Annotated in this window: 17 protein-coding genes, 1 tRNA gene and 4 pseudogenes; 12 read left to right on the top strand and 10 right to left on the bottom strand. The window is 65.0% G+C overall.

Annotated features, from left to right (window positions below; all coding sequences use genetic code 11):
- The first annotated feature begins 29 nt into the window (after positions 1-29).
- Positions 30-206, top strand: coding sequence for a hypothetical protein (locus ACFVTE_RS14305; RefSeq protein ID WP_387101465.1), 177 nt, complete (start codon positions 30-32; stop codon positions 204-206).
- On the opposite strand, the gene ACFVTE_RS14300 is transcribed toward ACFVTE_RS14305, so the two are convergent.
- Both ACFVTE_RS14300 and ACFVTE_RS14295 read right to left on the bottom strand, forming a co-directional pair.
- Positions 190-375, bottom strand: a complete 186-nt coding sequence (locus tag ACFVTE_RS14300; protein WP_387101388.1) for a hypothetical protein — start codon at positions 373-375, stop codon at positions 190-192. The genes ACFVTE_RS14305 and ACFVTE_RS14300 overlap by 17 nt on opposite strands.
- Positions 376-1,614: 1,239 nt before the next feature.
- A complete protein-coding gene (locus tag ACFVTE_RS14295) occupies positions 1,615-4,983 on the bottom strand; it encodes an Ig-like domain-containing protein (protein WP_387101386.1) in 3,369 nt (1,122 codons plus the stop codon).
- A gap of 668 nt (positions 4,984-5,651) precedes the next feature.
- Here ACFVTE_RS14295 and ACFVTE_RS14290 point away from each other — a divergent pair.
- From ACFVTE_RS14290 to ACFVTE_RS14275, 4 genes are all read left to right on the top strand, one after another.
- On the top strand, positions 5,652-6,437 hold the full coding sequence (locus ACFVTE_RS14290; protein WP_387101384.1) for a hypothetical protein: 786 nt from the start codon (positions 5,652-5,654) through the stop codon (positions 6,435-6,437).
- 282 nt (positions 6,438-6,719) lie between these two features.
- Positions 6,720-7,358: a hypothetical protein gene (locus ACFVTE_RS14285; protein ID WP_387101382.1), complete on the top strand. Its 639-nt coding sequence runs from the start codon at positions 6,720-6,722 to the stop codon at positions 7,356-7,358.
- A complete protein-coding gene (locus ACFVTE_RS14280) occupies positions 7,358-7,591 on the top strand; it encodes a helix-turn-helix domain-containing protein (RefSeq protein ID WP_387101380.1) in 234 nt (77 codons plus the stop codon). Before ACFVTE_RS14285 ends, ACFVTE_RS14280 begins: the two co-directional genes overlap by 1 nt.
- 21 nt (positions 7,592-7,612) lie before the next feature.
- Positions 7,613-8,011 (top strand): hypothetical protein, encoded by a 399-nt coding sequence (locus ACFVTE_RS14275; RefSeq protein WP_387101379.1) that lies wholly within the window; start codon positions 7,613-7,615, stop codon positions 8,009-8,011.
- A 384-nt stretch (positions 8,012-8,395) separates the two neighbouring features.
- Here ACFVTE_RS14275 and ACFVTE_RS14270 read toward each other — a convergent pair whose 3' ends face one another.
- The gene (locus tag ACFVTE_RS14270) at positions 8,396-8,812 is read right to left on the bottom strand and encodes a CBS domain-containing protein (RefSeq protein WP_387101377.1); all 417 of its coding nucleotides are present in this window, start codon (positions 8,810-8,812) and stop codon (positions 8,396-8,398) included.
- Between the two features lie 113 nt (positions 8,813-8,925).
- Between ACFVTE_RS14270 and ACFVTE_RS14265 the strand changes: the two genes are divergently transcribed.
- Both ACFVTE_RS14265 and ACFVTE_RS14260 read left to right on the top strand, forming a co-directional pair.
- On the top strand, positions 8,926-9,162 hold the full coding sequence (locus tag ACFVTE_RS14265; protein ID WP_387101375.1) for a hypothetical protein: 237 nt from the start codon (positions 8,926-8,928) through the stop codon (positions 9,160-9,162).
- 76 nt (positions 9,163-9,238) lie between these two features.
- Entirely contained in the window at positions 9,239-9,673 is a 435-nt protein-coding gene (locus ACFVTE_RS14260) for a hypothetical protein (protein WP_387101373.1), read from the top strand.
- Here the strand turns inward: ACFVTE_RS14260 and ACFVTE_RS14255 are convergent.
- The 7 genes and pseudogenes from ACFVTE_RS14255 to ACFVTE_RS14225 all read right to left on the bottom strand — a co-directional run.
- Positions 9,580-10,662, bottom strand: coding sequence for a glycerophosphodiester phosphodiesterase (locus ACFVTE_RS14255; protein ID WP_387101369.1), 1,083 nt, complete (start codon positions 10,660-10,662; stop codon positions 9,580-9,582). The two genes, ACFVTE_RS14260 and ACFVTE_RS14255, sit on opposite strands and share 94 nt — an antisense overlap.
- A 101-nt stretch (positions 10,663-10,763) precedes the next feature.
- Positions 10,764-12,458 carry a phospholipase C gene (locus ACFVTE_RS14250; RefSeq protein ID WP_387101367.1) on the bottom strand — a complete coding sequence of 565 codons (1,695 nt, stop codon included), beginning with the start codon at positions 12,456-12,458 and terminating at the stop codon, positions 10,764-10,766.
- Between the two features lie 171 nt (positions 12,459-12,629).
- Positions 12,630-13,443 (bottom strand): annotated as a pseudogene (locus ACFVTE_RS14245) (AAA family ATPase).
- Between the two features lie 40 nt (positions 13,444-13,483).
- A pseudogene (locus ACFVTE_RS14240) lies at positions 13,484-13,654 on the bottom strand (hypothetical protein); the annotation flags it as partial.
- A gap of 275 nt (positions 13,655-13,929) precedes the next feature.
- A pseudogene (locus ACFVTE_RS14235) lies at positions 13,930-14,628 on the bottom strand (DDE-type integrase/transposase/recombinase); the annotation flags it as partial.
- 335 nt (positions 14,629-14,963) lie between these two features.
- Positions 14,964-15,443 carry a DUF6578 domain-containing protein gene (locus tag ACFVTE_RS14230; RefSeq protein ID WP_387101462.1) on the bottom strand — a complete coding sequence of 160 codons (480 nt, stop codon included), beginning with the start codon at positions 15,441-15,443 and terminating at the stop codon, positions 14,964-14,966.
- Positions 15,444-16,470: 1,027 nt separating this feature from the next.
- A pseudogene (locus ACFVTE_RS14225) lies at positions 16,471-17,138 on the bottom strand (IS3 family transposase); the annotation flags it as partial.
- 430 nt (positions 17,139-17,568) lie between these two features.
- On the opposite strand from ACFVTE_RS14225, the gene ACFVTE_RS14220 reads away from it, so the two are divergent.
- The 5 genes from ACFVTE_RS14220 to ACFVTE_RS14200 all read left to right on the top strand — a co-directional run bounded on the left by ACFVTE_RS14220 (position 17,569) and on the right by ACFVTE_RS14200 (position 21,568).
- Positions 17,569-17,644, top strand: a tRNA-Ala gene (locus tag ACFVTE_RS14220).
- Between the two features lie 139 nt (positions 17,645-17,783).
- Entirely contained in the window at positions 17,784-18,308 is a 525-nt protein-coding gene (locus ACFVTE_RS14215) for a hypothetical protein (protein ID WP_387101365.1), read from the top strand.
- Positions 18,309-18,428: 120 nt separating this feature from the next.
- Positions 18,429-19,022 (top strand): hypothetical protein, encoded by a 594-nt coding sequence (locus ACFVTE_RS14210; protein WP_387101363.1) that lies wholly within the window; start codon positions 18,429-18,431, stop codon positions 19,020-19,022.
- Between the two features lie 183 nt (positions 19,023-19,205).
- On the top strand, positions 19,206-20,363 hold the full coding sequence (locus ACFVTE_RS14205) for an NAD(P)-binding domain-containing protein (RefSeq protein WP_387101361.1): 1,158 nt from the start codon (positions 19,206-19,208) through the stop codon (positions 20,361-20,363).
- 56 nt (positions 20,364-20,419) lie between these two features.
- Positions 20,420-21,568, top strand: a complete 1,149-nt coding sequence (locus ACFVTE_RS14200) for a class I SAM-dependent methyltransferase (protein ID WP_387101359.1) — start codon at positions 20,420-20,422, stop codon at positions 21,566-21,568.

Raw genomic sequence — 21,568 nt, 5'->3', positions numbered from 1 at the left:
CCGTCGAGCTGGCGGGTTTGGATAACGTCATGCTCACCGTTTTGGCAAGGGAGCAGTACCGGTACGCCGTCTACGGCAGCCCGTGGCCGTACGAGATCCCGACGAAGGGCATGGGCATCGGCCAGCAGCTGGGCTGGCTGACAGCAGCTCGCAGCAGAGCAGAACTGGGCAGTAGTGTAACCGACAGTCTTACCGGCAGGCCTTGAAGGGCGGCAGATCAGCCGGTTCCTGGATTTCCCGGAGATGGGTGAGCAGCACCTGTTCCGGATTCCGTGGGTCCGCTGCCAGGTGGCCGGCGAGAGAGAGGTAGACGGCGGGATCCAAGGTTGGATCTGCAAGGATTTCACGGATCAGCCGCCGGAGCTGGAACTGCAAGAGGCTACCCTGACGGGCTGGGCCAGGTATTTGATACGGGTCCGCCTCTGTGGGGAGCCCAGGTCCCGCTGCCGTCCGATCACTGGGGGAAGTTCGAGAATTGTCATCGCTACCCTTTCGCCTGAGCCGCGAAGGCTATCCTTATCCGGTCCTGTCCTTGCAGAGGAAGAGCTTTCCTCCGTCTGGCCACGAGTCTGTCGACAACTGGTGGGGTCTTGCCCGGGGAACCTTGGAACAGGGCAGGGGATAGGGGGCCTATCTGAGGGAGGGTTATCGGTTCTGAGTCCCGGCCAGGCCGGTCCGCTGCCAGCGGCACCCGGGAAAGACTCCTGATGCAGCGACCCTACTTCTAGTGTTGAATGATCACAGGCCGGCGGCGTGGAGCGCCTTTGAGACCTGGATGTTCCTTCCAGCCGCCGCCGGCCGCAGGTCACACCCCGCCTTGGTCGCGCGCTTTCGTTGCCCGGCACGTGGGCGCACCGGAACCTGGACGCGCTTGGGGGAGGCGCCGCGGTCCCGGTGCTCCTGACTCCGCCGGCAGGAGGGCGGTTCGTCAGGCGCGTCAAGTATGCGTCAGGGGCCGTGTGAAATCCTGGCAGAACGCTGGATTGACGCGCCGGAGAGGGACATGGCCGGCCGCTTCTCTGCACGGTTCATCCTCGCAGACCAGCGGTCTGGACGGCGTCACGCTCATCGTCCTGGCGGGCGAGCCGGGCTCTTGATCCGTTCGTCTGCACCCTCTACCCCTCTGTTGTCCATCCGCGGCAATCGTCCGGCTACGGGTCCGTCGGCGCCAAACCCTACACGAAATGCCTGGCTGGAATACCCAGCACTGGTGAGGTCAGATCCGTGGCGGCCTCAACCGGCAGCGTCTCCAGTTCGCGGAGGGCCTCCACTTCGGAAAGGATGGAAAGACTGCACGGGTGGCATCAAGGATGGCGCAGCAAATGTGCACGATGGGATCAAGAAGAGGCAGCACGTTACACCCGGGTGGCTCACCGTCCCGGAGCGGCCATCTGTAGTTGTCCGTTTCGCCCTTTCGATTCAGGGACAGGATGATCATCCCGTTGTGTCCCTGGGAATTGCAGGTGCTGTCCGGGCCGCGGCTGTTTTGCCCCCCTCGTTGAGTGGTCAGCCCTCTAGACGGGCGTCCGGGCCAGCATGGCGAAGGCCCGGAGTCGCTCTGAGGGCGGCCCCGGGCCTTGCTTGCTGTTGGTTCCTTTCTTCGGGCTGTTGTTCCTAGCGTCCGGTGGTGAATGTCCAGGATTTGCCGGTGAGCGGGTTGCCGGCGAGGTCCTTGATGCTGCTGGACACCGTTGCGGTGAACTTCGTGCTCGCTGCCAGGGTGGCGGTCGGGTTCAGTGTTGCGGTTTTGGCGGTCGCGCTGTAGGTCACGGCTGCGGGTATCAGGGCCCCTGTCATGGTGTTCCTCAGTGCGAAGGTGCCGGTGCTGACGCCGGTGACGTTCTCGCTCAGCACAGCCGTGATGTTGTTGGTGCGGCTGATGCCGGTGGTGTTCGCGGCCGGAGTTGTTGAGTTGACGGTTGGCCGGGGACCGGTGAGGAATGTCCAGGCGGTCGCGGTCAGAGGGTTGCCCGCTGCGTCCTTGATGCCTGAGGTGAGACCGACGGTGTATTTCCTGTCGGCGGTCAGCGTCGGTGACGGGTTCAGGGTCGCGACCCGTGTGGTGGCGTTGTAGCTGACCACCGCTGCCACGGTCGCCCCTGCTGCATCCTTCAGGGTGACCGAGGTGCCGCTGACCCCCGTGACGCCTTCGCTGAAGGTGACGGTGATGTCCGCGGTCTGGCTGATGCCAGTTGCACCGGAGGGTGCGTTCGTTGAGCTGACAACGGGGACGGGTCCGGTGGTGAACGTCCAGCTGGTGGCCGTAAGCGGGTTGCCGGCGCTCACGTCGGTGATCCCGGCGCTCAGGCTTGCCGTGTAGCGGGTGTCGGCGGCGAGTGCGGCGGCTGGTTTGAAGGTGCCGGTATTGGTAGCCGGGTCGTAGACGACGGTGCCGGTAACAGCGCTTCCTGCGGCGTTCTTCAGCGTGAACGTGCTTCCGTTCACTCCGGTAACTTTCTCACTGAAGGTGGCGGTGACACTGCCGCCCTGGCTGGTAGCCAGCGCGTTGACGGCCGGGGTGCGGCCTGTCACCGTGGGGGCGATGGTGTCCTTGGCCACCGTGACCGTCGCGGTGGTGGGCACGCTGAGGTTCCCGGCCTGGTCTTTGGCCTGCACCTTGAACGTGTAGGTACCGTCAGTGAGGGGGCCGTAGGTTTCGCCAGTGGCGCACGGCGTCGGGGTCTGCGGTGAGAGTGCGCACTGGAACGATGCGCCGGGCTCGGAGGAGCTGAAGCCGAACGAGATGCTCGTGAGCCCGGTGGTTGCCGGCGGCTGGCTCGTGAGTGTCGGTGCGGCCGGGGCTGCGGTGTCCACTGTGACCAGGCTGCTGGCCGTACCGACGTTTCCGGCCGCGTCGGTGGACCTGACCGTGAACTTGTAGTTCCCGTCGGCTACCGGACCGGTCCGGAACGACCCGCCCGTGCAGGGCTGGAAGGCCGGTGCTGCGGTGGTTGGTGCGGCGAGGGCGCAGGTGAGGGTGGCGCCGGGTTCGGTGGAGAAGGTGTAGCCCGGGGTGTTGCTGTTGGTCGGGCTCGGTGCTGCGGTGTCGATGCTGACGGCCGGGGCCCGGGTGTCGACGCTGAACGCGTAGGTGGTGGCGGCGCCGGTGTTGCCGGCCGGGTCGGTGGCGGTTGCCGTGAAGGAGTGCGGCCCGTCCGCCAGGGCGCTGCTGGTTTGGGTGGTGCTGGTCGTGCAGGGAGCCGCGGGAGCGCCGTCCAGTGAGCAGGTGACGGCGGATCCGGCTTCCGATGCGGCGAACTGGAAGGTCGGGCTGGTGTCGTTGATGACCTTGCCGGCCGGGCTTGAAATAGTGACGGCCGGTCCGACCGTGTCGACCGTCCAGGATGCTGACGCGGGGGCGCTGGCGTTGCCTGCGGCGTCCACAGCACGGACCGTGTAGGTGTGTGTTCCCTGGCCGAGGCCGGTCAGGCTGGCAGGGCTGGTGCACGGTGCCGGCGCCGCATTATCGAGCGCGCAGGTGAACGTTGCGGCGGTTTCGGAGTCGGTGAAGCCGACCGTGGCGGTGGTGGTGTTGACCAGGCCGGTGGTGCTGGATGCCCCGATGGACGGTACTGGCGGAGCCACGGAGTCCTGGGCGTAGCTGGCCGAACCGGTCGAGCAGGCCGAGACGTTTCCGGCGACGTCCGTAGCGGTGGCGTAGAACGCCGTCGTGGAGGCGGCGGGCACGGTGGCCGGGATGCCTGCTGCGGAGAAATCAGCGGCGCTTCCGGTGGCGATGCCCGGGGCGGTGCACTGGGCATCGGTAAAGAGGCTGACGGTGGAACCGGGGCCCGCCGTGCCTTTCACGGCCGGTTTGGTGCTGGCGCCGGTTGACGCCGGGTTGGTGCCGGTGACAACCGGGGCGGCCGGGGCGGCGGTGCTGACCGTGATGCTCAGCGAACCGGCGGACATCGTTTCGGCTCCGCCGGGGGTGAATTCGCTCGCGGTGATCGTGTGTTGGCCGTCGGCCAGGGCCATCGACGGGGTCAGGGAGTAGCTGCCGTCCGGAGCCACGGCGGCGGTGCCGCTGGAGATGCCGTCCACGTACAGGTTCACGTTGGTGGAAGTGGCAAGTCCGACGGCTCCGGTGAAGGCCGGGGACGTGTTGCGGGTGATGTTGTCGGTCTGTGATGCGCCGGTGTCCGTGGCGGCGGTCATGTCGGGCGCCGTGGGGCCTTTGGCCAGGGGCGCGGTGCACGGGGCTGCCGGGCCGGGGATTTCTGCAGTCTCGAAGTGGGTGCCCTCTGCTACGGCTCCAGGGTTACGGCCCAGCCACATGCCCACTGTTCCGGAGGTGGCTGCAACGGCCCGGTCGGCATCGGAGAGGCCATCAACGGTGCTGACCTTGTCCAGGCCCTTGAACGTGGCGGTCCACGTTGTCAGCCCCGGGCCGTCGTAGGCGAGGATCCCGGCGTCGCCGGGGGTCGAGCTGGCGCGCAGCGTCCGCTTCCCGGTGGTCACGAAGGCCTGCTTGTTGGCCACGATCCGGGTCTCAAGCTGGTCCACCGGGATCTGTCCGCCTCCGGCGGCCACGGCCGTTCCCTTGATCACGACGGTTCCGGCGTCGATCTTGGTTGCCGACTGGGTAACAGTGACGTTCGCGGTCGTGGTCTGGTCTCCGGTGTCGGGTGCTGTGAGTAACCGGACGATGTCGCCGGGCCGGATGTCCGGGGTTACGCCTTCCCAGCATCCTCCGCCGGGATGGTTGACTTCGACCAGGCCGTTCTGCGGCACCAGGTTTGAGGCCGTGCCGATGATGGTGCCACCACGGATCACCTGGATGGTGGGGCGGTCGGAGGCGGCATACCCGTCTGCCGAGACGAAGTCCCGGACCGGAAAAACGTCGATGGAGTGCGGTGGCGCCGGCGGGTCGTTGATGGCCGCGGCGGCCCGGACGGGGCTGGCTGCCGCCAGTCCCAGGACGCTCACGGCAAAGGCTGTCAAGCCTGCGGCGGCCCGACGGCGGTTACTTGGTTTGAACATGATCTCCCCCTTGAATTGTGGAAAAACTCCTCCTGCTGGCCGCCCTCGTCCCCAGTGCCGGGCACCGGGCCGGAAGGGCTGCAGCCAGCATCGGCGGGGGACGGTGGGAAATCCTGTGCTGAACTTGGAACCTGACCGGCCCCTCCCTGCCACGTCAGCCGAGGCGGAGGCAGACCTCCCCGCACGGCTGTTGCCGGCGCGGTTCTGAACACCCGGCAATGCCATAGCCGGTTGGAATGGCACCAGCGGAGAATGTGTTCGGCGGCGCGCGGCCGCAGGCTGTGGTTTTGCCCCGCTTCAGCAGTCCACGGCTCCGACCGCTGGGAACCGAGGAACTGCATGAGGGGTCCGCGTACCCCCTGGACGAGGGGGTTCGGAGGGGATTCCCAAGGTTTCCCCAACCACATTTAACGTTGCATCCGGTAGTTTACTACTGGTTCTGGCTGCGTTTGCCCTGAGAACGGGAATGGGCGTAGAAGGTCATAGGGTCCTCCAACCTTTCCGCAGTCCAGGCTCGGCAGGCTGTTCCGTGCCGAACCGGGGACACACATCACCCGCCGGTCAGGGCCCGGAACGGTTGAACCAGGATCGTCCATCCAAGTGTGGAAGGTTGAACATCATGTCCCATTGCAGCCGCTCCAGCGGCACAACTGAAGAGGATCAAGCCCATGCCCATCACCCGCAACGTCGCCTGGGACGCGGGTCTTGAGTCCTTCAAAGGCGCCGACACAAGAGAGTACGCCCTGCTGGCCGCAAAGCTCGCGCGGCACTGCGGCACGTGCCGGGGCGCTTTGGGCAGCGGTGAACCCGTTTCCCTGTGCGTGGACATCATGCGCAGCGCCGCCCCGGACGGAACCGAATGCCTTACATTCACCGACTGCGTCTGCCACCGCAGCTGCAAACAGCCGGCGCTGACGGTTCACGAAGCTCCCTGGACACAGGCCGAACTCAAACCTGTCGCTGCACGCGTCCTTTTCGTTCAACAGTGCGATACCGGAAGGATCAGGGTGCTCCCAATCTTGGCCTTCACGCTGAACCCTGTGCTGACTTTCCGTGAGAACGGCGGCGAACTGACCTCGGCCCTGGTGTCCCTCCTGCTCGCCCACCGCTTCGAACTGGCCGTGAGCCCGGATTGCTCCGCGCTTCTGCAGCAGGCCGATGTCGCAGAGGCAGACTGCGGCATCACCATCACGCCCTGGTCCCAGCTCCTGCTCAACGTCGGTGGTGAAAATCTGTACCGCGAACAGCTCGACCCGCACAGCGACGACGACACAGCGTGGATCCAGGCCGCGACCCGGACCGGTCGGATCCTCGTCATCAGCGGGGATTATCTGGACATCACCGACACCGGCATTGACCTTGACACAGCCGCGCGCCGTGGCGCTCTCGTCATCGGCGCCGTGCCCGTCATCGTCGGCTGCACGACCTGTCCGTCGCAGATGGGCAAAGCCTGACCGGCTTCGGCCTGAATTACTCATCGGCCGGAGCCCCCGGGGTCCAGGACGCCGAGCAGGTCGTGGGCGGTGACGCTTCGAGTGACTGCCGCATGCGCCTGACGGTATGCACGGGTTCGGGAGCTCGTGGCGGCAGTCTAGAGGTAACGGCTGCTGCACCATGGGCAGAGGTGCTGAAGGAGGTCATGCTCGGTGCGGGATCGGTATGGCCAAAATGCGGCTTCTGGTTTACGTTATTGATTGTCGATATTAACGCGATTCGATAACAGGACTGGGGGAGTTATGAAATTGGCCCACGGCAAGAGCGCATTCCGGGACGTTGGCGGGAAGGTGGTCTCCCGAGCAGACGCGATGTTTCTGATGGTCGCGTCCGGGGTGCTCGCCGTCGTCTCGACGGTACTGACCATCATCGGCATTGCCGGGTACTTCACGGGGCCTGTGACTCTGGAGCTCCCGGTGGCAGGGTCCGGCCAGACTGCCAGCGGCCTGGAATTGGGTTCGACGGGGCACTACACGTCCCTGGAGGCCGTGATCCCTGCTGTCCCGACGGGGCAGGCGGCACTCCTTGCCTGGGGCGGGGCGCTAAGCCAAATGGGTATCCTGGCCGTTCTTGCACTCCTCTTTGTTCTTGCCTTCCGGCTTCGCAGCGCGGTTCTGTTCACGGCAGGATCCGCCTGGATCGTGGGCGTCTGTGGGGCGGTTCTCGCGCTGGCCGGCACGGCTGGGCAGATCCTTGACGGTTGGGCGCGGACGCGCCTTGCCGACCTGATCGGAGCGAACGGACGCTCTGACCCTGACTTCTATATCTTCGCAGCGGAGTTCAACATCGCGCCGTTGGCGCTCGGGTTGGTGCTCGTGCTGGTGGCCGGAGCCTTCCACTACGGCCGCCGCCTCCAGAAGGATACCGAGGGTCTGGTCTGATGCCGGCAGAGGACTCAGGCATCCACTGCCGGCTCGATGAACTCCTCGAGGAGCGGGAAATGACACTGACCGAGCTCAGCAAGAAAGTCGGCGTGAGCCTTGTGAATCTGTCGGTGCTCAAAAACGACAGGGCGAGGGCCATTCGCTTTTCCACTCTGACGGCGATCTGCGACGTTCTGGACTGCGAGGTCGGAGACCTGCTAATTAGGTCCCGACCGGGGGGCAGCCGTTAGATCTGTCGGGAAGGGGGAAGTATGAGGCAGCCCCGTACTGCAGTCCGCGGATGGCCCGGCGCCCTCCTCTGGGCGGTCCTGGTCCTGGCGTCCATTGTCCTGATGGTCACCGGCCTGCTGAGGTCAATGTTCTTTGGCTTCATCACGGAGCCCGGCCTCGTGGAGGACGCACGGGTGGGCAGTCTGTATCTGCTGGGTGGGTCCGCAGCGTCGTTGGCTGCAGCTGTCTGGTCGTTTCTGCGGGGGCACCCGCACTGGGTGACGGCGTGCGTTGCTGCACCTGCCATCCTGGTCGGCGGGATCGCCCTGCTTATGCCGTACAGCCTGGCGCGCCACCTGGCCGCCTTCGTCGCCCTCCCGGCCGCCTTGGCCGGGGCTATTGGTGGTCTGGCCGACCGGGGATACCGCCGCACCCGATGACATCCACCGTCGGGTAGGGAAATTCCGCGTAAATTTCCCACCTGATGCGGCTTTTCGGCTGCAACCCGACCGTACGATGAATTCGTTTCATCACTCTGACTTTGGGGGAAGACTTGAGCTATCCGCAATACCCTTCCCAGCAGCCCTACCCGCCACAGCAGCCGCAGCAGCAGTCCTGGCAGGGTGAACCGCCCCTGTGGGCCCCGTACTATGACGCGCCGTTCCCGGCCGCCGGGACGCCGGAGCGATCATCCTGTTCGTGTTCGCGGTCCTGGGGCCGGACCCGGCCGGGCAGCGCTTCGACCAGCCCGCCGGGTACTGACCAACGGTTGCACAGGAAGGGCCCTTCGTCGCGCGACGTAGGGCCCTTCCTCTTTGCTTGGCTCAGTAGAAGGAAATGAGCTCCACGAGTTCTCCGACCCGGTCCTCCGGGTAGTTCCGGGCGATGTCGGCCTGGCTGATGATGCCGATCAAGTCGTGGCCGTCGATGACCGGGAGCCGGCGGACCTGGTGGTCCTGCATCGTCTTGATGGCTTCTTCGATCGAGTCGTCCGCGCCGATGGTCACCGGCTTGCCCTGGCCAAAATCCCCGGCCTTGGCCGTCCGCAGGTCACCGCCTTCAGCGAAGCATTTGATGACAATGTCCCGGTCCGTGATCATGCCTTTGAGCCGGTTATCCTCCCCGCAGATCGGCAGGGCCCCGACGTCCAGCTCTTTCATCTTCCGGGCCGCCGCTTCCAGGGTTTCGTTCTCACCGACGCATTCGACGCCGCCGGTCATGATTTCGCGTGCTGTCGTCATGGCGCTCTCCTCAAATGAGTGGCTGTTTCTGGACCGCGCCCGTGCCGCTGTCCTCCATCGGCTCGGGCACGCCCTAACGGTAGGAATGCCGAGCGCCACTGTCCAGAGGAGGCGTGGCACACTGGCCGCATGGAGAGATCATCATCTACCCCGAGCCACCTGACCTTCCAGCCATGAAGATCCGAGAGCTGATCGACTACGCGGACCGGATGGCAGCATCCATGGAAGCCGAGATGAAGGTGGTTCGCCGACTGGGCAGGGCATCCCCGGAGCACGACCTGAGCGAGATTATTGCCGGCTGGAAGTTCACGGCCCTAGCCATCCGCGAAAGCTACGACGGCCAGTTCTGATCGGCCCTGGACACGGCCTGGCAACACGCGGGATGCCCATCACAGGGCTGTCAGTGCCCAGGAGCACCATATTCGTATGACGGCTCCAACAGTGGAAGCGGCGATCAACGAGCTGATGGATCGCGCCTGGAATGTTGTCCACCACCTGCTCTCGGAGCGGGGCCTGCTCGGTGACGGGCTGGACGTCGAGGAGTACACCGGGATCCATTCCTGGGTGGACGGCCTCACCCGCTACACCGTCGTCCACTCCCGGACCGTGGCGGCCCTGTTCGCCGACACCAGACCGGTCGACGCGATCCCGTTCCACCACGACCTGCTCGGTGCCGACGACCCAAAGAGCTTCTTCACGGTTCCGGATAAAGAAGACCCCTGTTCCGCTATTTCGGAACAGGGGCCTTTCGGGGCTGGATCCGCTTATCAGCGCAGTGCAGGGGCTCCCGGCTCCAGGGTGTACTGCTTGGGCAGCTTCAGGGACCGCTCCGCAAGCACATCGCGCAGCTGGTCCGGGTAGTCGGTGATCAGGCCGTCGACGCCGTCGTCCATGAGCTTACGCATGGTCGGCTTGTCATCTACGGTCCACGGAATGACCTGCATTCCCTTGGCATGGGCCCGGTCCACCATGTCCGCAGTCACGTAGGGCACGTAGCCGGGGTCGGTGACTTTCCCGTTCTGCGGCGTGCCGTGGACCGGGGAGATCGCGTCGAATCCCAGGGAAGCAGCCGAGTCCACCAGGTCGCCGCCGAAGTCGTCCGCGTCGATCCCGCCCAGCCAAGGCGACTTGCCGGGCTGTCCGGCCTGCAGGAAGTCCTTGTTGGTCAGTGCCACGGTGCGGATGCCGGGCTGGCGCTCCTTCACCAGGCGCAGGGCACCCCAGTCGAAGCTTTCGATGGAGACGCGCCCTGCCATGTGCGCTTTGTTGATTTCGCGCAGGGCCACGTCGACGAACTGTTCGCGCGGGGCAGTCTGCTCCGGTGCGCCGGCTTCGACCTTGGTCTCGATGTTGAACTTGACCTGGCTGGCCCGGTAACGGTCGGCGAGGTCGAACACTTCGGCCAGGGTCGGCATCTTCGCGCCGGGGGAGGCCTGCTGGCCGGGGAACTGGGGCAGGGTCTGGGAGCCGCAGTCCAGGCTGCGGACCTGGGCGAAGGTGAGGTCCTTGATGTACTTGCCGACGTAGGGGTAGGCCGGGTCACCGGGGGTGACGGGCGCGGTGTCCTTGCACTTCTGGCCGCTGATCTTGCGGTCGTGGGTGATGACTTCGCGGCCGTCCTTGGTGATCTGCAGATCCATTTCCAGGGTGCTCACGCCGGTCTCGATACCCTTGGCGAAAGAGGCCAGAGTTGATTCGACGGTCATGCCGATGCCGCCCCGGTGCGCCTGCAGGTCAAAGTGGTTTTCCGTGCCGTTGGGGTTGGTGTCGGCGGCGTGGGCCGGGAGGGTTGTTCCCAGGGCGAGGCCGGCGGTGATGGCGGCCGCGGTCAGCAGCTTCGTGTACTTCATGGGTTCTCCAGAGTGGTGTCGGGGTTCGGCGCGGTCGGCTTTCTGGGCTGACCGTGCATGATATTGGACGGAACTGCCCGGTGAAGGGCAGTAGAAGGTGGCTAGTTTCCGCCGCCGTGGCCGTTGTGGGTGATGGCAGCGACGGCACCGGTCTGTTCATTGAGCAGGACTTTGTCGTTGCGTGCGTGATGGAAGTTGAACATCGCCTCCATGGACCCGGCGGTCGCATCGGCCGAGGAGTCACCGATCTGGCCGGTGTGCCAGTTGTCCTCGATGAAGCGCAGGATCGAGGCTTGGTCGGTTTCGTTGTGGTCCACGAAGTTCCTCTTTGAGTACGGGGAGATGACAACCAGCGGCTGGCGGGGGCCGGGGCCGCAGCGGTCGGCGTAACCGGCGGCCACCGGGACACCGGCGGCCGCCGCGTTCTGGCACCAGGCGGCGTCGTCGGGGCTGTTGGAGGCGTTCTTCACTTGGGCGGCGACGTGGTCGTACCAGCCATCGGAATCGTCGTAGGCAAGGACGACGGCGGTGTCCTTCCAGTTCTTGGACTGCTGGATCTGGTTGACGGTCTTGGTGATGAAGTTCTGCTCATCGACCGGATCCGAGTAGGCGGCGTGGCCGTCCTGGTAGTTGGAGGCTTTCAGGAAGGACACGGCGGGCATGTTGTCGCTGTTGACCACCTTGTTGAAGTCGGTCAGGTCGTACTGGTGGTTCGCCTGGCCGTTGTGGCCGATTTCGGCGTCGTTCGCCGGTGCGAGGTGGTGCGGGTTGGCTGTGGAGGCGTAGTACTGGAAGGGCTGGTGGTGCGGGTTGTAGTCCGTGCTGGAGACGCCTGCCACGTTGTTGTGGGTGCTCTTGCAGGCGGCCGGGTTCGTGGCGGTTGCCGCGGTAGTGGGGGTGAAGCCGCCCTGGAACCAGCCCCAAGACACGCCCTTGTCGTTGAGCAGGTCGCCGATGTTCTTGCCGGTCATGCCGGCGAGGTTGTTGGTCTTGGCGTGGCTGTTGTTGGAGCAGTCGTCGTAAACCGGGTCGGGGTCGTTGATCATGGTGCCGACGCCGTTGGCGTCAGGGACGCGGACCGTGTAGTCGCTGGCCGCGGGCTTCACCGGCTGGCCGGCAGCAGTGAATTCCTTGACACCGTGGGTCTGCCCCGAGACCAGGTTCAGCGCGCCCGGGGTGGAGGGGCCGAAGACGGTGCTGAAGTGCTTGTCGCTCATGGCGTAGTTCTGGGCGTAGTTCCAGATCCCGGTGACCGTGTTGCCGTCGTAATAGTCCATCGTCAGCCCGGGGCGCCCGTACTGGTTCGGTGCACAGGCATCCCGGCTGGTGAACTCCACGAACTTATCCATCAGCCCGCCGTTGTACGCCTTCTGCTCGGCGGTGTACTCATGGTCCTGGTCGCAGGTGACGGCCTGCGTCGGGGACAGCCGCGCCGGCTGGACCGAGTTGGGGTTGTTCGGTGCCAGCAGGCCGGCGTGGGCGAGGGTGTTGATGTCCTTCGGAGTGTCCTCGGAAGCCTTGAAGGCCGCTGCTGCGGTCCCGGAGCCCTGCTGGGTCTCGCCGGCGGTGTTGGCCGCCTTCGGGTAGGTCGCGAAGTAGTGGTCGAAGGAGACGTTCTCCTGAAAGAGGACTACGACATGCTTGATCGGCGTGGCCGTGCCGCTGGGGGTGCCGGCGGCCGTCGCGGTATCGAGCCCGAGCAGGCCTGATGTCAGTGCTGAAGCGGCGAGGACAACAGCGCCGGTGGCCGCTGCGCCCTTGCGGTTGAATCTGCGTTTTGCCTGGGGTTGAGGCATGGGGTCCAGTCTTTCGTGTGTGAAGGAAGTTGCCTGTTGAGCGCCAACCAAGTTACTGATCGGTAATTAACCTGCGGGGGCGGTTCGGTGAACGTCAGGTGACGAGGTCAGGACACCTATGACTGTGGAGTTCGGCGCTCTTTGGTGGAGTTTTGTTGGCGCTCTTTGTCGTTAGTTCCCGATGACGAGGGTGCTGGCGGCTGCTTCGATGACATCATCGGTGATGGTTTCGAGTTGGTTGATCTTCAGCACACGGGTGATCTGCGGGAAGAGCCGTTCGAGCAGCCGGAAGTTGCCGCGAGTGATCCGCTCGATCGCGGCAATTGCCTGGGCGTCGGTGAAGTCGTCGGGGTCGAGTGATCGGCCGATTCTTTTCCAATGTCGATCGAGGACGAACAGGAGTTCGTCGCGGCCGAGGGGGCGGTAGCGGTGGGAGAATCCGAGGCGGCTGTAGAGCTGCGGGTAGTGGCGGAATCGTTGGTCGATGCCAGGCATGCCGATGAGGATGATCCCCAGCCGGGTCCGGTCGTGGTTGTCGCGGAAGAGTTCCAGGGCTGTTGGGGTGAGGCGTTCGGCTTCGTCGATGATGAGCAGTTCGACGAGTTCGGTGATGCCGTTCATGAGGCGAGGGGTTGTTGGATCGTTGCCGGTGGAGGTGGCCATCAATGCATGAGGCGATCCGGACCTGGGAGCGGTGGATCTCTGCCATGAGTTCTCCAGGGCGGCAGAGTACTTCCGGGGTGTAGAAAACGGCGCGGTTCTTGTTGGCGAGTGAGAAGTGCTTGGCCTCTTCTTCTGCGTCGCGGGACCGCCAGTCTGTTATGTACGGTTCCAGGGCATCCCAGTTTGCGTAGCGGCGGGCGGAGTAGGTTTTGCCGACGCCGGCGTCCCCATGGCAGATACCGATGGTGCGCTCTTTCCGTACGGCGTTGGCGAACTCGGTGAAGCGCCGGTGTTCTTTGGTCACGATGAATGGCTGGTCCATCATCAGTGTTACGGTCGAAGACGCGAATCTCGGAGATGTCTCGGGGGTCGTAGCGGATGGTGATGGTGTGTCCGACAAGGGGGCGAGGGTGGCTGAGAGGTAGCGCTGGCCCTGGAAGTGGATACCGTCGCGTTGCACGACGCGGTTTTTCGGAACGGTGAGGAGGAGTCCGTCGAGTTCTTCGAGGGTGTCCGGCAAGCGGGGAAGCCATCCGTCAGCGACCCAGGCGTCCCTGGGTGATGTGCCTATTTCGCTGTGTGCCCGGTTGTTGTAGATGGAGATGAAGGCGCCGATTTCCCGGTCGTTTGTGGGCAGGTCGAGCACTGGCTGTGGTGAACGGCTTCCGGGAGCAAGGTACCCCGGCAAGGTCGCAAGGACTTCGGTGTTGATTGTGCCGAAAAAGCGCTCGATTTTGCCGCGGCCCTGTGGCCGGCCGATGGTGGAATGGATGGTGCGGATGTGCAGCGTGACGGCGGTGCGTTCAAGGTGCTGACTGGTGAAGTCGGAGCCGTGATCGACGTGCAGGATGTCAGGAAGTCCACACATCACCCAGGAAGGGTTCTGCTTGCGCCAGATTGCCTGCCGCAGCGCGAGTGCCGTGTTCAAGGCTGCGGGTGCGCCGGTAAAGACGGTGTAGCCGCAGATTGCCCGGGAATAGTCATCTACCACCGTGGTCAGCCAAGGGCGGCCCGTTTTACCGTTCGCGCCGAGAATGAGGATGTCGAGTTCGGTGTGGTCGGCCTGCCATATCTGGTCCGGCCGTTCCGTCCGGCGGCGGTACACGAGTTCGTACCGGTCGCGGTAGGACGTGGGCCCCTCGAGGGCGAGGGTGACTAGTCCGGGATCCAGCGCAGTGACGATGTCCCGAACCGTCGAATACCCAGGCGCCGGAGCGTTCCTCTGTCTGGCGTCGGCGACAGCGAGCCGGTGCAGGGTTGCAAGGCTTGGACGGGGCTTTGTCAGCGCGAGCCTCTCGATGAGTGCCACCGTTTCCGCTGCGGTACGGCGCCTGCCGGCATCGAACCTGGGACGCGGATCCAGCGCCGCGATGCCACCCTCTTGGAACGACCGGTGCCAGCGCTCAAGCGTGCGCAGACTGACCTCTGATGCCAGGGCCAGCTCCGCGAGTGGGATCTTGTCTTCGACGTGCAATCGAAGGATCCGCCACCGCTCCACGCCATTCATGAACGCAGCTACATGGTGCTCTCGCGGGCAGCGAGGGCTTTCTGGTGACGGTAGACTCCCGGTTCGACAGGGACGGAACCTTTGACGCCACCCGCGTTATCGGGCCCGAGCGGGATGGCCTCTGGGCACGTCTGGGCCACGGCGTTGAGCCAAGCGAACGAACCTAGACGGGCATCCCTGGCATTCGCCCCGGCGGCCATCCAATGCTGCCGTATGTGGCACCATTTCCGGACAGTGCATGGGTCCGGTCCAACGGGGCGACGCCTGCTGTGAAGTGCCGTTGTCCCATGTCAGAGATACACGTATCCAAACAGGGACCGGCTTGCGGGCGCCGGTCATCTCGCTTCCGCGCTGCCGCAATCTCCGTCGCTACCTGCAAGCGATAGGACGTAGCCGTAGAGATCTTCGGCTTCAACGCTGTCACCGGAACTCGTGTATGGGAACTTGCAAGTGATCGTCTCAGCGCCTGGAACAGCGGCACTCTCCTCTTGGCGGGCAAGGCGCATCCATGAACCAGATGTGTCTGCTACCGGCTGCAGCGTCGCCTCGCCAATGACGGGCACGAAGCCATCATCCGTTTGAATCTGACGACACCGAACACTCCGTAGCTCAGCTACTTCTCCCGACACCCGCAGGGCAGGCTGGTCCACCGCATCGCCATATGTATCGAACTGCCAATCGATGACAAGACGATCACCGAGCAATCGCGACACCCAGCTCCGGTCGGCTGGGTACAGGGTCCAATCTATGGTGTCACCGACTCTAATGAGGAGATGATCTTCCGCGACCTGCCAGTCCGTAAGCCACACATGCATAAAACCATCGTCCCAGACCACACCGTTTGATGTTCACAGTGGCCCGCTGAGGAATCCCCTTACGTGCTGGGGAGTGACAAATGGCGCTGCGAAAAGACCACCATCCATCGCTGCGAGTCAAATGAGGTGCAGCCGTCATCGCCCATTGTCGCGCCCTGTGAGACGTCTCGTATCCCAAGGGTTGCGCGACGGTCTGCCTACCGGCCAGTCGAATAGGATCGTTGACGGTTTGGTGGCTCCCCAGCCAGACCAATTTCACAACCCCTCGACGAACACCTGCCAATGAGCAGACACTCGTGGGGATGGATAGGCTGACACCATGACGTGGGGGACGCGGAAGAGCCGCTTGTGCAGATTGAAGGCCTTCGTGAAGAACGCCCCGGCAAATGAGGAGCAAGATGAGAAAGGTGCGTAATCCGCCTGGCCTTATCCGAACCGTTCCAAGCACGTGGTCCCTGTGGGTGATGGTGTTGGCTTTTGTAGCTGGCATATTTTTCGCGTCCTACTCATTGACGAGGGGATCCAACGCCCTGGTCATCGCTGTTCTGCTTGCTGCCGGAATCGTAGGGGGCGCTCTCGTCCGACTCCTGGCTCGAGAAAACCTAGTGGCAGTCCTTTTCGCGCTCATGGTTGTGGTGGAGTGTGTGATTCTTTCCCAGCTTCCCAAGCCGTGGTCCAGCTTGTGGCCGGTACTGATTCCCAGCAGCGCTGTCGGGGTGATGATTGGCCATATCCTTCGCGAAACACTGCGGGAAAGAAGAGCACAAATTGTCCCGGGCGTGCTTGCCGACAGAGCAGACGATGCCGGTGACGTCTGAAGCAAAGTGCCCGCGGACTGCAACCATCGCTACAGACTTCTGGTCCTAACCTCGATGATCCGGGCTTTATAGGCATGTTGCCGTGGCGTCTCGAAAGCTGCACGCCTCAAATCCGTAGAGTTTCAAGACAGTCGACAGGAGCGTGCAGTGAGTGTCTGCATCGGGGGGCATGCGTCCTGTGGGGCTGCCCGCAAGTTGTGGACAGTTGATCAGGCGGCTTGTGCCGGCTGAGGCTTATTGCTGGTGAGGATTTGTTCGTGCTCGACGGGCGTGTTGTAGCCCAGGGCTGAATGGAGCCGGGCGCGGTTGTAGAACTCCTCGATCCAACGTCCTGTTGCCCGGATCGCGTCCTGCCGCTTTGCCCAACGGCGCCGGTCGTAGAACTCGGTTTTTAGTGTGGACCAGAAGGATTCCTGCATCGCGTTGTCCCAGCACACACCTGTCCGCCCGACGGACTGCTTAATGCCCAAACCGGTGCAGACCTCGTTGAGTTGGGTGGAGGTGTACTGAGTGCCGCGGTCCGCGTGGAACACCACCCCGTCCGGGCCTCCGCCGCGCAGGATGTAGGCCATCCGTAACGCGCGCTCGACCAGGCCGGAAGTCTGGGCCGAGTCCATCGCCCATCCGATCACCCGCCGCGAACAGGCGTCCCGAACAGCACACAGATACACCCAGCCCTCCCCGGTGCGCAGATAGGTAATATCCGGAAACGCCGCGGCGAAATCCCTTCCAGACCCTGCCGGCGCATCGAGGCGGCCACCGTTTTCCGATCCCCACCGGTCCCGTTCCTCGCCAGCGCGTCCTGGACCCGCGGCGCCCCGTAGATCCCGGTCGAATCCCGGTGAGCCCGCCGAACCTTCGCATCCAGCTCCGCCCGCACCACGGCCGGGTACTCCCGCAGCTCCCAGCACCGAGGAAACCGCACCCGCTCCGGGTGCTCGGCGCTAGTCCGGCCACTCAACTCATTCCGAGTTTACTCCGTATTTTCCACCGGAAAACACGGAGCATCACGGGAAGACCAGGGATCCGAGGATAGGTGCCAACCCTTGCGCTTGCTGCGAAGCGGGCGCAACTGGGAACACACGGGAGCGTGGATTCTTTTCGATTGGCATGCAGGGGGTCAGGGGTTCGAGTCCCCTCAGCTCCGGCGGATTTTTGTTTGCCCGAAAGCCGCGTTGACACTGCCTTGCAGGCTCCCCGGTGAACGTGACGGAAGCCACATGCCGTCGATTCGCATCTTGGCAATTTCTGGACTACGCTGGTCGGGTTGCTTCGGGAAAACGCAAAGATTCCGGAGGAAACAGCTTGGGGCTGTGGCGCAGCTGGTAGCGCACCTGCATGGCATGCAGGGGGTCAGGGGTTCGAGTCCCCTCAGCTCCACCAAGCAGCCGCCGGTTCATGGTTTAGATCATGAACCGGCGGCTCTTTGTTTAACACCCGGGCTGCAGTCGACCGCGAATCTTTGACGAATCTTGGATATTCGTTGGGCCAGTCTTTCCCGCTTTGCCTCTAAAGTAGTGCCATGAAAACGGGAGCTGCCCTGGCGTTGTCCGTGGCGGGGATACTCGCAGCGGGCTCGGCAGCCCTGGCCGTCAATACGCAGGTGCTCAGCATTTCGCCCACCGGCACCGGAAATGCCAGCGTGGTCCTCCTGCCGAACGGCCCCGTGCCGGGTCCTGCCAGCACGGCAGGACCGGAAGCCACGCCACACGCGACAGGCGCGCCGGCCAGCGCACAGAAGACGGGCACTCCGGCGAAATCCAGCCCCGCAAAGCCGGGCTCCACGAAATCCGGTGCAGCGGCATCGACTGCAGCGAAACCGAATCCGGCGACGTCCGCCCCGGTCGCTGCGCCGTCAGGGAATGCCGCCGGTTCGTCTGCGCCGTCATCATCCGATCCCGGCGGCGGAACGATGACCGTTCAGCCCGTTCCCGCACCGGCTGTGGTGGTCCCGGTTCAGCCCGGGGACGACAAGGGTGGCCTGCGGAAGGCGCCGGAACCCGGCGATGACAGCGGCGGCAGCGGCGGCCACGGCGCCGACGACTGACCCTTCCTGCTGACGCACCACGCACGCTTTCCTACGTGCCGGAGAACCGCGGGGCAATCTTGGACAACTCTTGGATTTCCCCTGCACCTATCCTCGACGGCGAATTTCTACTGTGGAGCCATGAAGACAAGAGCAGCCCTCGCACTATCCGTCGCCGGCATCCTCCTCACCGGAGGTGCCGCCTTCGCCACCACCCAGACGCTGGGCAACACCGGCCCTGCTACCAGTGACGACGCGCAGAGCGTCCTCGTAACGGACGACTCCGCCACCCGAACTCCGGCCCCCGCCGTCAGCTCCTCCAAGGCCACCGCCAAGACAACCGATGACACGCAAGCCGACGACAAGAAGGCATCAGCAGCAAAGAAGGCGTCCAAGCCGGCGGAAGCCGGCGACGACAAGGGCGGCCGCCGGACCGCAGCCGAGCCCGGCGACGACAACAGCGGAACGGCGGCAGCGCCGGCGGAGAACTTCGTCGGCAGCGGCTCCGTCACCGTCGAGCCGGGTGACGACAAGGGCGGCCTTCGGACCACCCCCGAGCCTGGCGACGACAACGGCGGTCTCCGCTCAGACCAGGCACCCCGGGTTGCTGAACCGGGCGATGACCACGGCGGGCTGCGGACAACGCCCGAGCCCGGTGACGACAACGGCGGAGACCACAAGGCCACCGAGCCAGGCGACGACAGCGGCAGCGGCGGCCACGGCAACGACGACTGATAACGGCGACTGCCCAACGCGACAAGACAACTGAAAGGCCGGACGGTCCTCCTGCACCCTGGTGTCCAGGAGGACCTTCCGCGTGCCGAGGGAAGCGCGGCAGCCAGGTCCGTGCTGACCACGGACGGACGGCGCATAGGATGACAAAGTGGAGCGGATAAACGACCCGGGAGAGCGGCACAGTTGAGCGGCGCCCCTGTCAGCAGCAGAGCGACCCGGAACGCCGACGTCGTGGTCATCGGCGCAGGGCAGGCCGGCCTCTCCGCCGCGTACCACCTGGCCCGCCGCGGCTTTACACCGGCCGGCGCTGCAGAACGGCCGGAGGATCCGGCGCCGGCAGCCGGTCCGGGACGGAGCTACGCGGTGCTGGACGCCGAGGACGGCCCGGGCGGAGCATGGCGGCACCGCTGGAAGAGCCTGCTGATGGCTACGGTGAACGGCATCAGCGACCTTCCGGGAATACCGCAGCCGGACGTCGACCCAAAGGAGCCAAGTTCCGCCTTCCTCAGCCGCTACTTCGCCGCCTACGAGCGGCAGGTGGGGCTGGCCGTCGAGCGGCCCGTGAAAGTGCTCGCCGTCGAACGGGAGGACGCGGACCCGGCCGGGCGGCTAAGGATCACCACGTCCGACGGCGGTTGGTCAGCCCGCGCGGTAATCAACGCCACGGGCACCTGGACCAGGCCGTTCTGGCCGATCTATCCCGGCCAGTTCACCTTCGCCGGCCGGCAGCTGCACGTGGCCGACTATGTGTCCGCCGAGGAGTTCCGGGGCCTGCACGTCATCGTGGTGGGCGGCGGGATTTCCGCCGTCGGGCTGCTGGACGAAATCTCCAAGGTCACCTCGACGAGCTGGTTCACGCGCCGTGAGCCGGTATGGCGGGAGGGGTTCGACCGGCAGGCCGGGCACGACGCCGTGGCCCTCGTGGAAGAACGGGTACGGCAGGGACTGCCGCCGCAAAGCGTCGTGGCCGCTACCGGGCTCATCTGGACTCCGGCGCTCCGGGCGGCCGCCGCACGCGGCGTGCTGGACCGGCGGCCGATGTTCACCGGGATCGAACCCGGCGGCGTCCGGCTGGCTGACGGCGGGTTCCTCGCAGCGGACGTGATCCTGTGGGCCACCGGCTTCCGGGCCGAGCTGGAACATCTGGCGCCGCTGCACCTGCGGGGACCAGGCGGCGGGATTGCAATGGAAGGAACCCAGGTGGCGGCGGAACCCCGGGTGCACCTGGTGGGCTACGGCCCGTCGTCCTCCACCATCGGCGCAAACCGTGCCGGCCGGACAGCGGTGACCGAAATTCTCAAACTCCTCACCACTCCGGCAGCCGCGACGGATCCACGGTAGATTTGCACAGGCGGATTTCCGCCGGGCAACCAGCAAGGAAGAGGCGGCGGCAACACGTGACAGAAAACGGTCTTGGGCAGGTCCTGGGCTTGCTTCGAAGGCACCCTGATGTCGAGGCCGCCAACCTTCAGGCGTGGGACGCCACCGACTCGCTCCTGCTGGAGGCCGCTTCTGATCTGCTGACCCCGGACAGCACCGTTGCTGTCATCGGGGACAACTACGGGGCACTCACCCTCGGGCTGCTGGCCGGCGGTGCCGGACCGGTGCCGGCGGAGGTGAAGGTGCATCAGGACCTCGTCACGGGCGAGCGGGCACTCCGCAACAATGCGGCAGCGCTGGGAGTCGCGGCGGGCTTTTCCCAGCTGCCGCTCGGCGCCGAACTGCTGGCCGGCGCGGACCTGGTGCTGCTGCAGCTTCCCAAGACGCTCGCGGAACTCGAAGAAATTTCCGACGCCGTTGCCCGACACGCGCCTGCCGGTGCTGTTTTGATTGCCGGCGGCCGTGTCAAGCACATGTCCCTCGGCATGAACGCCGTGCTGGGCAAGCACTTCGGTACCGTCCAGCCGCAGCTGGCCCGGCAAAAATCCCGGCTTCTCATTGCCTCTGACCTGAAACGGGCGGACGCTCCTCCGCCCTACCCCGTGACCGAACACAGCGCCGAACTCGATCTCGACATCTGCGCACACGGGGCAGCTTTCGCAGGCACCCGCCTGGACATAGGAACCCGCTTCCTGCTCACGTTCCTGCCGGAGCTCCCTGCCGCACCCAGAGCGGTGGACCTGGGCTGCGGCACCGGGATCCTTGCAGCGATGTATGCCCGCCGGCATCCCGAAGCCGAGGTCCTCGCCACGGACCGGTCCGCGGCCGCGGTGGCATCGGCAGCAGCGACCGCCCGGGCGAACGGCCTGGCCGCCAGCATCACTGCCGTCCAGGATGATGCCATGAGCACACTTCCGGACGGAAGCGCGGACCTGATCCTCCTGAACCCCCCGTTCCATCTCGGCTCGAGCGTTCACGCCGGGGCGGGGCTGAAGCTCTTCGAGGCAGCGGGCCGGGTACTGGCCCCCGGAGGCCAGCTCTGGACAGTCTTCAACAGCCATCTGCGCTATGTGCCCGCCCTGGAGCGGCTTGTTGGCCCCACCACCGTGAGGGGCCGGAACCCCAAATTCACGGTGGCCACCAGCGTACGTCGTGCGGCCGGCTGA

The sequence above is a fragment of the Arthrobacter sp. NPDC058097 genome, assembly GCF_042884885.1.
Taxonomy (GTDB): Bacteria; Actinomycetota; Actinomycetes; order Actinomycetales; family Micrococcaceae; genus Arthrobacter.
The sequence above is the reverse complement of the archived record's forward strand: the minus strand, read 5'-3'. Positions and strand labels throughout refer to the sequence as shown.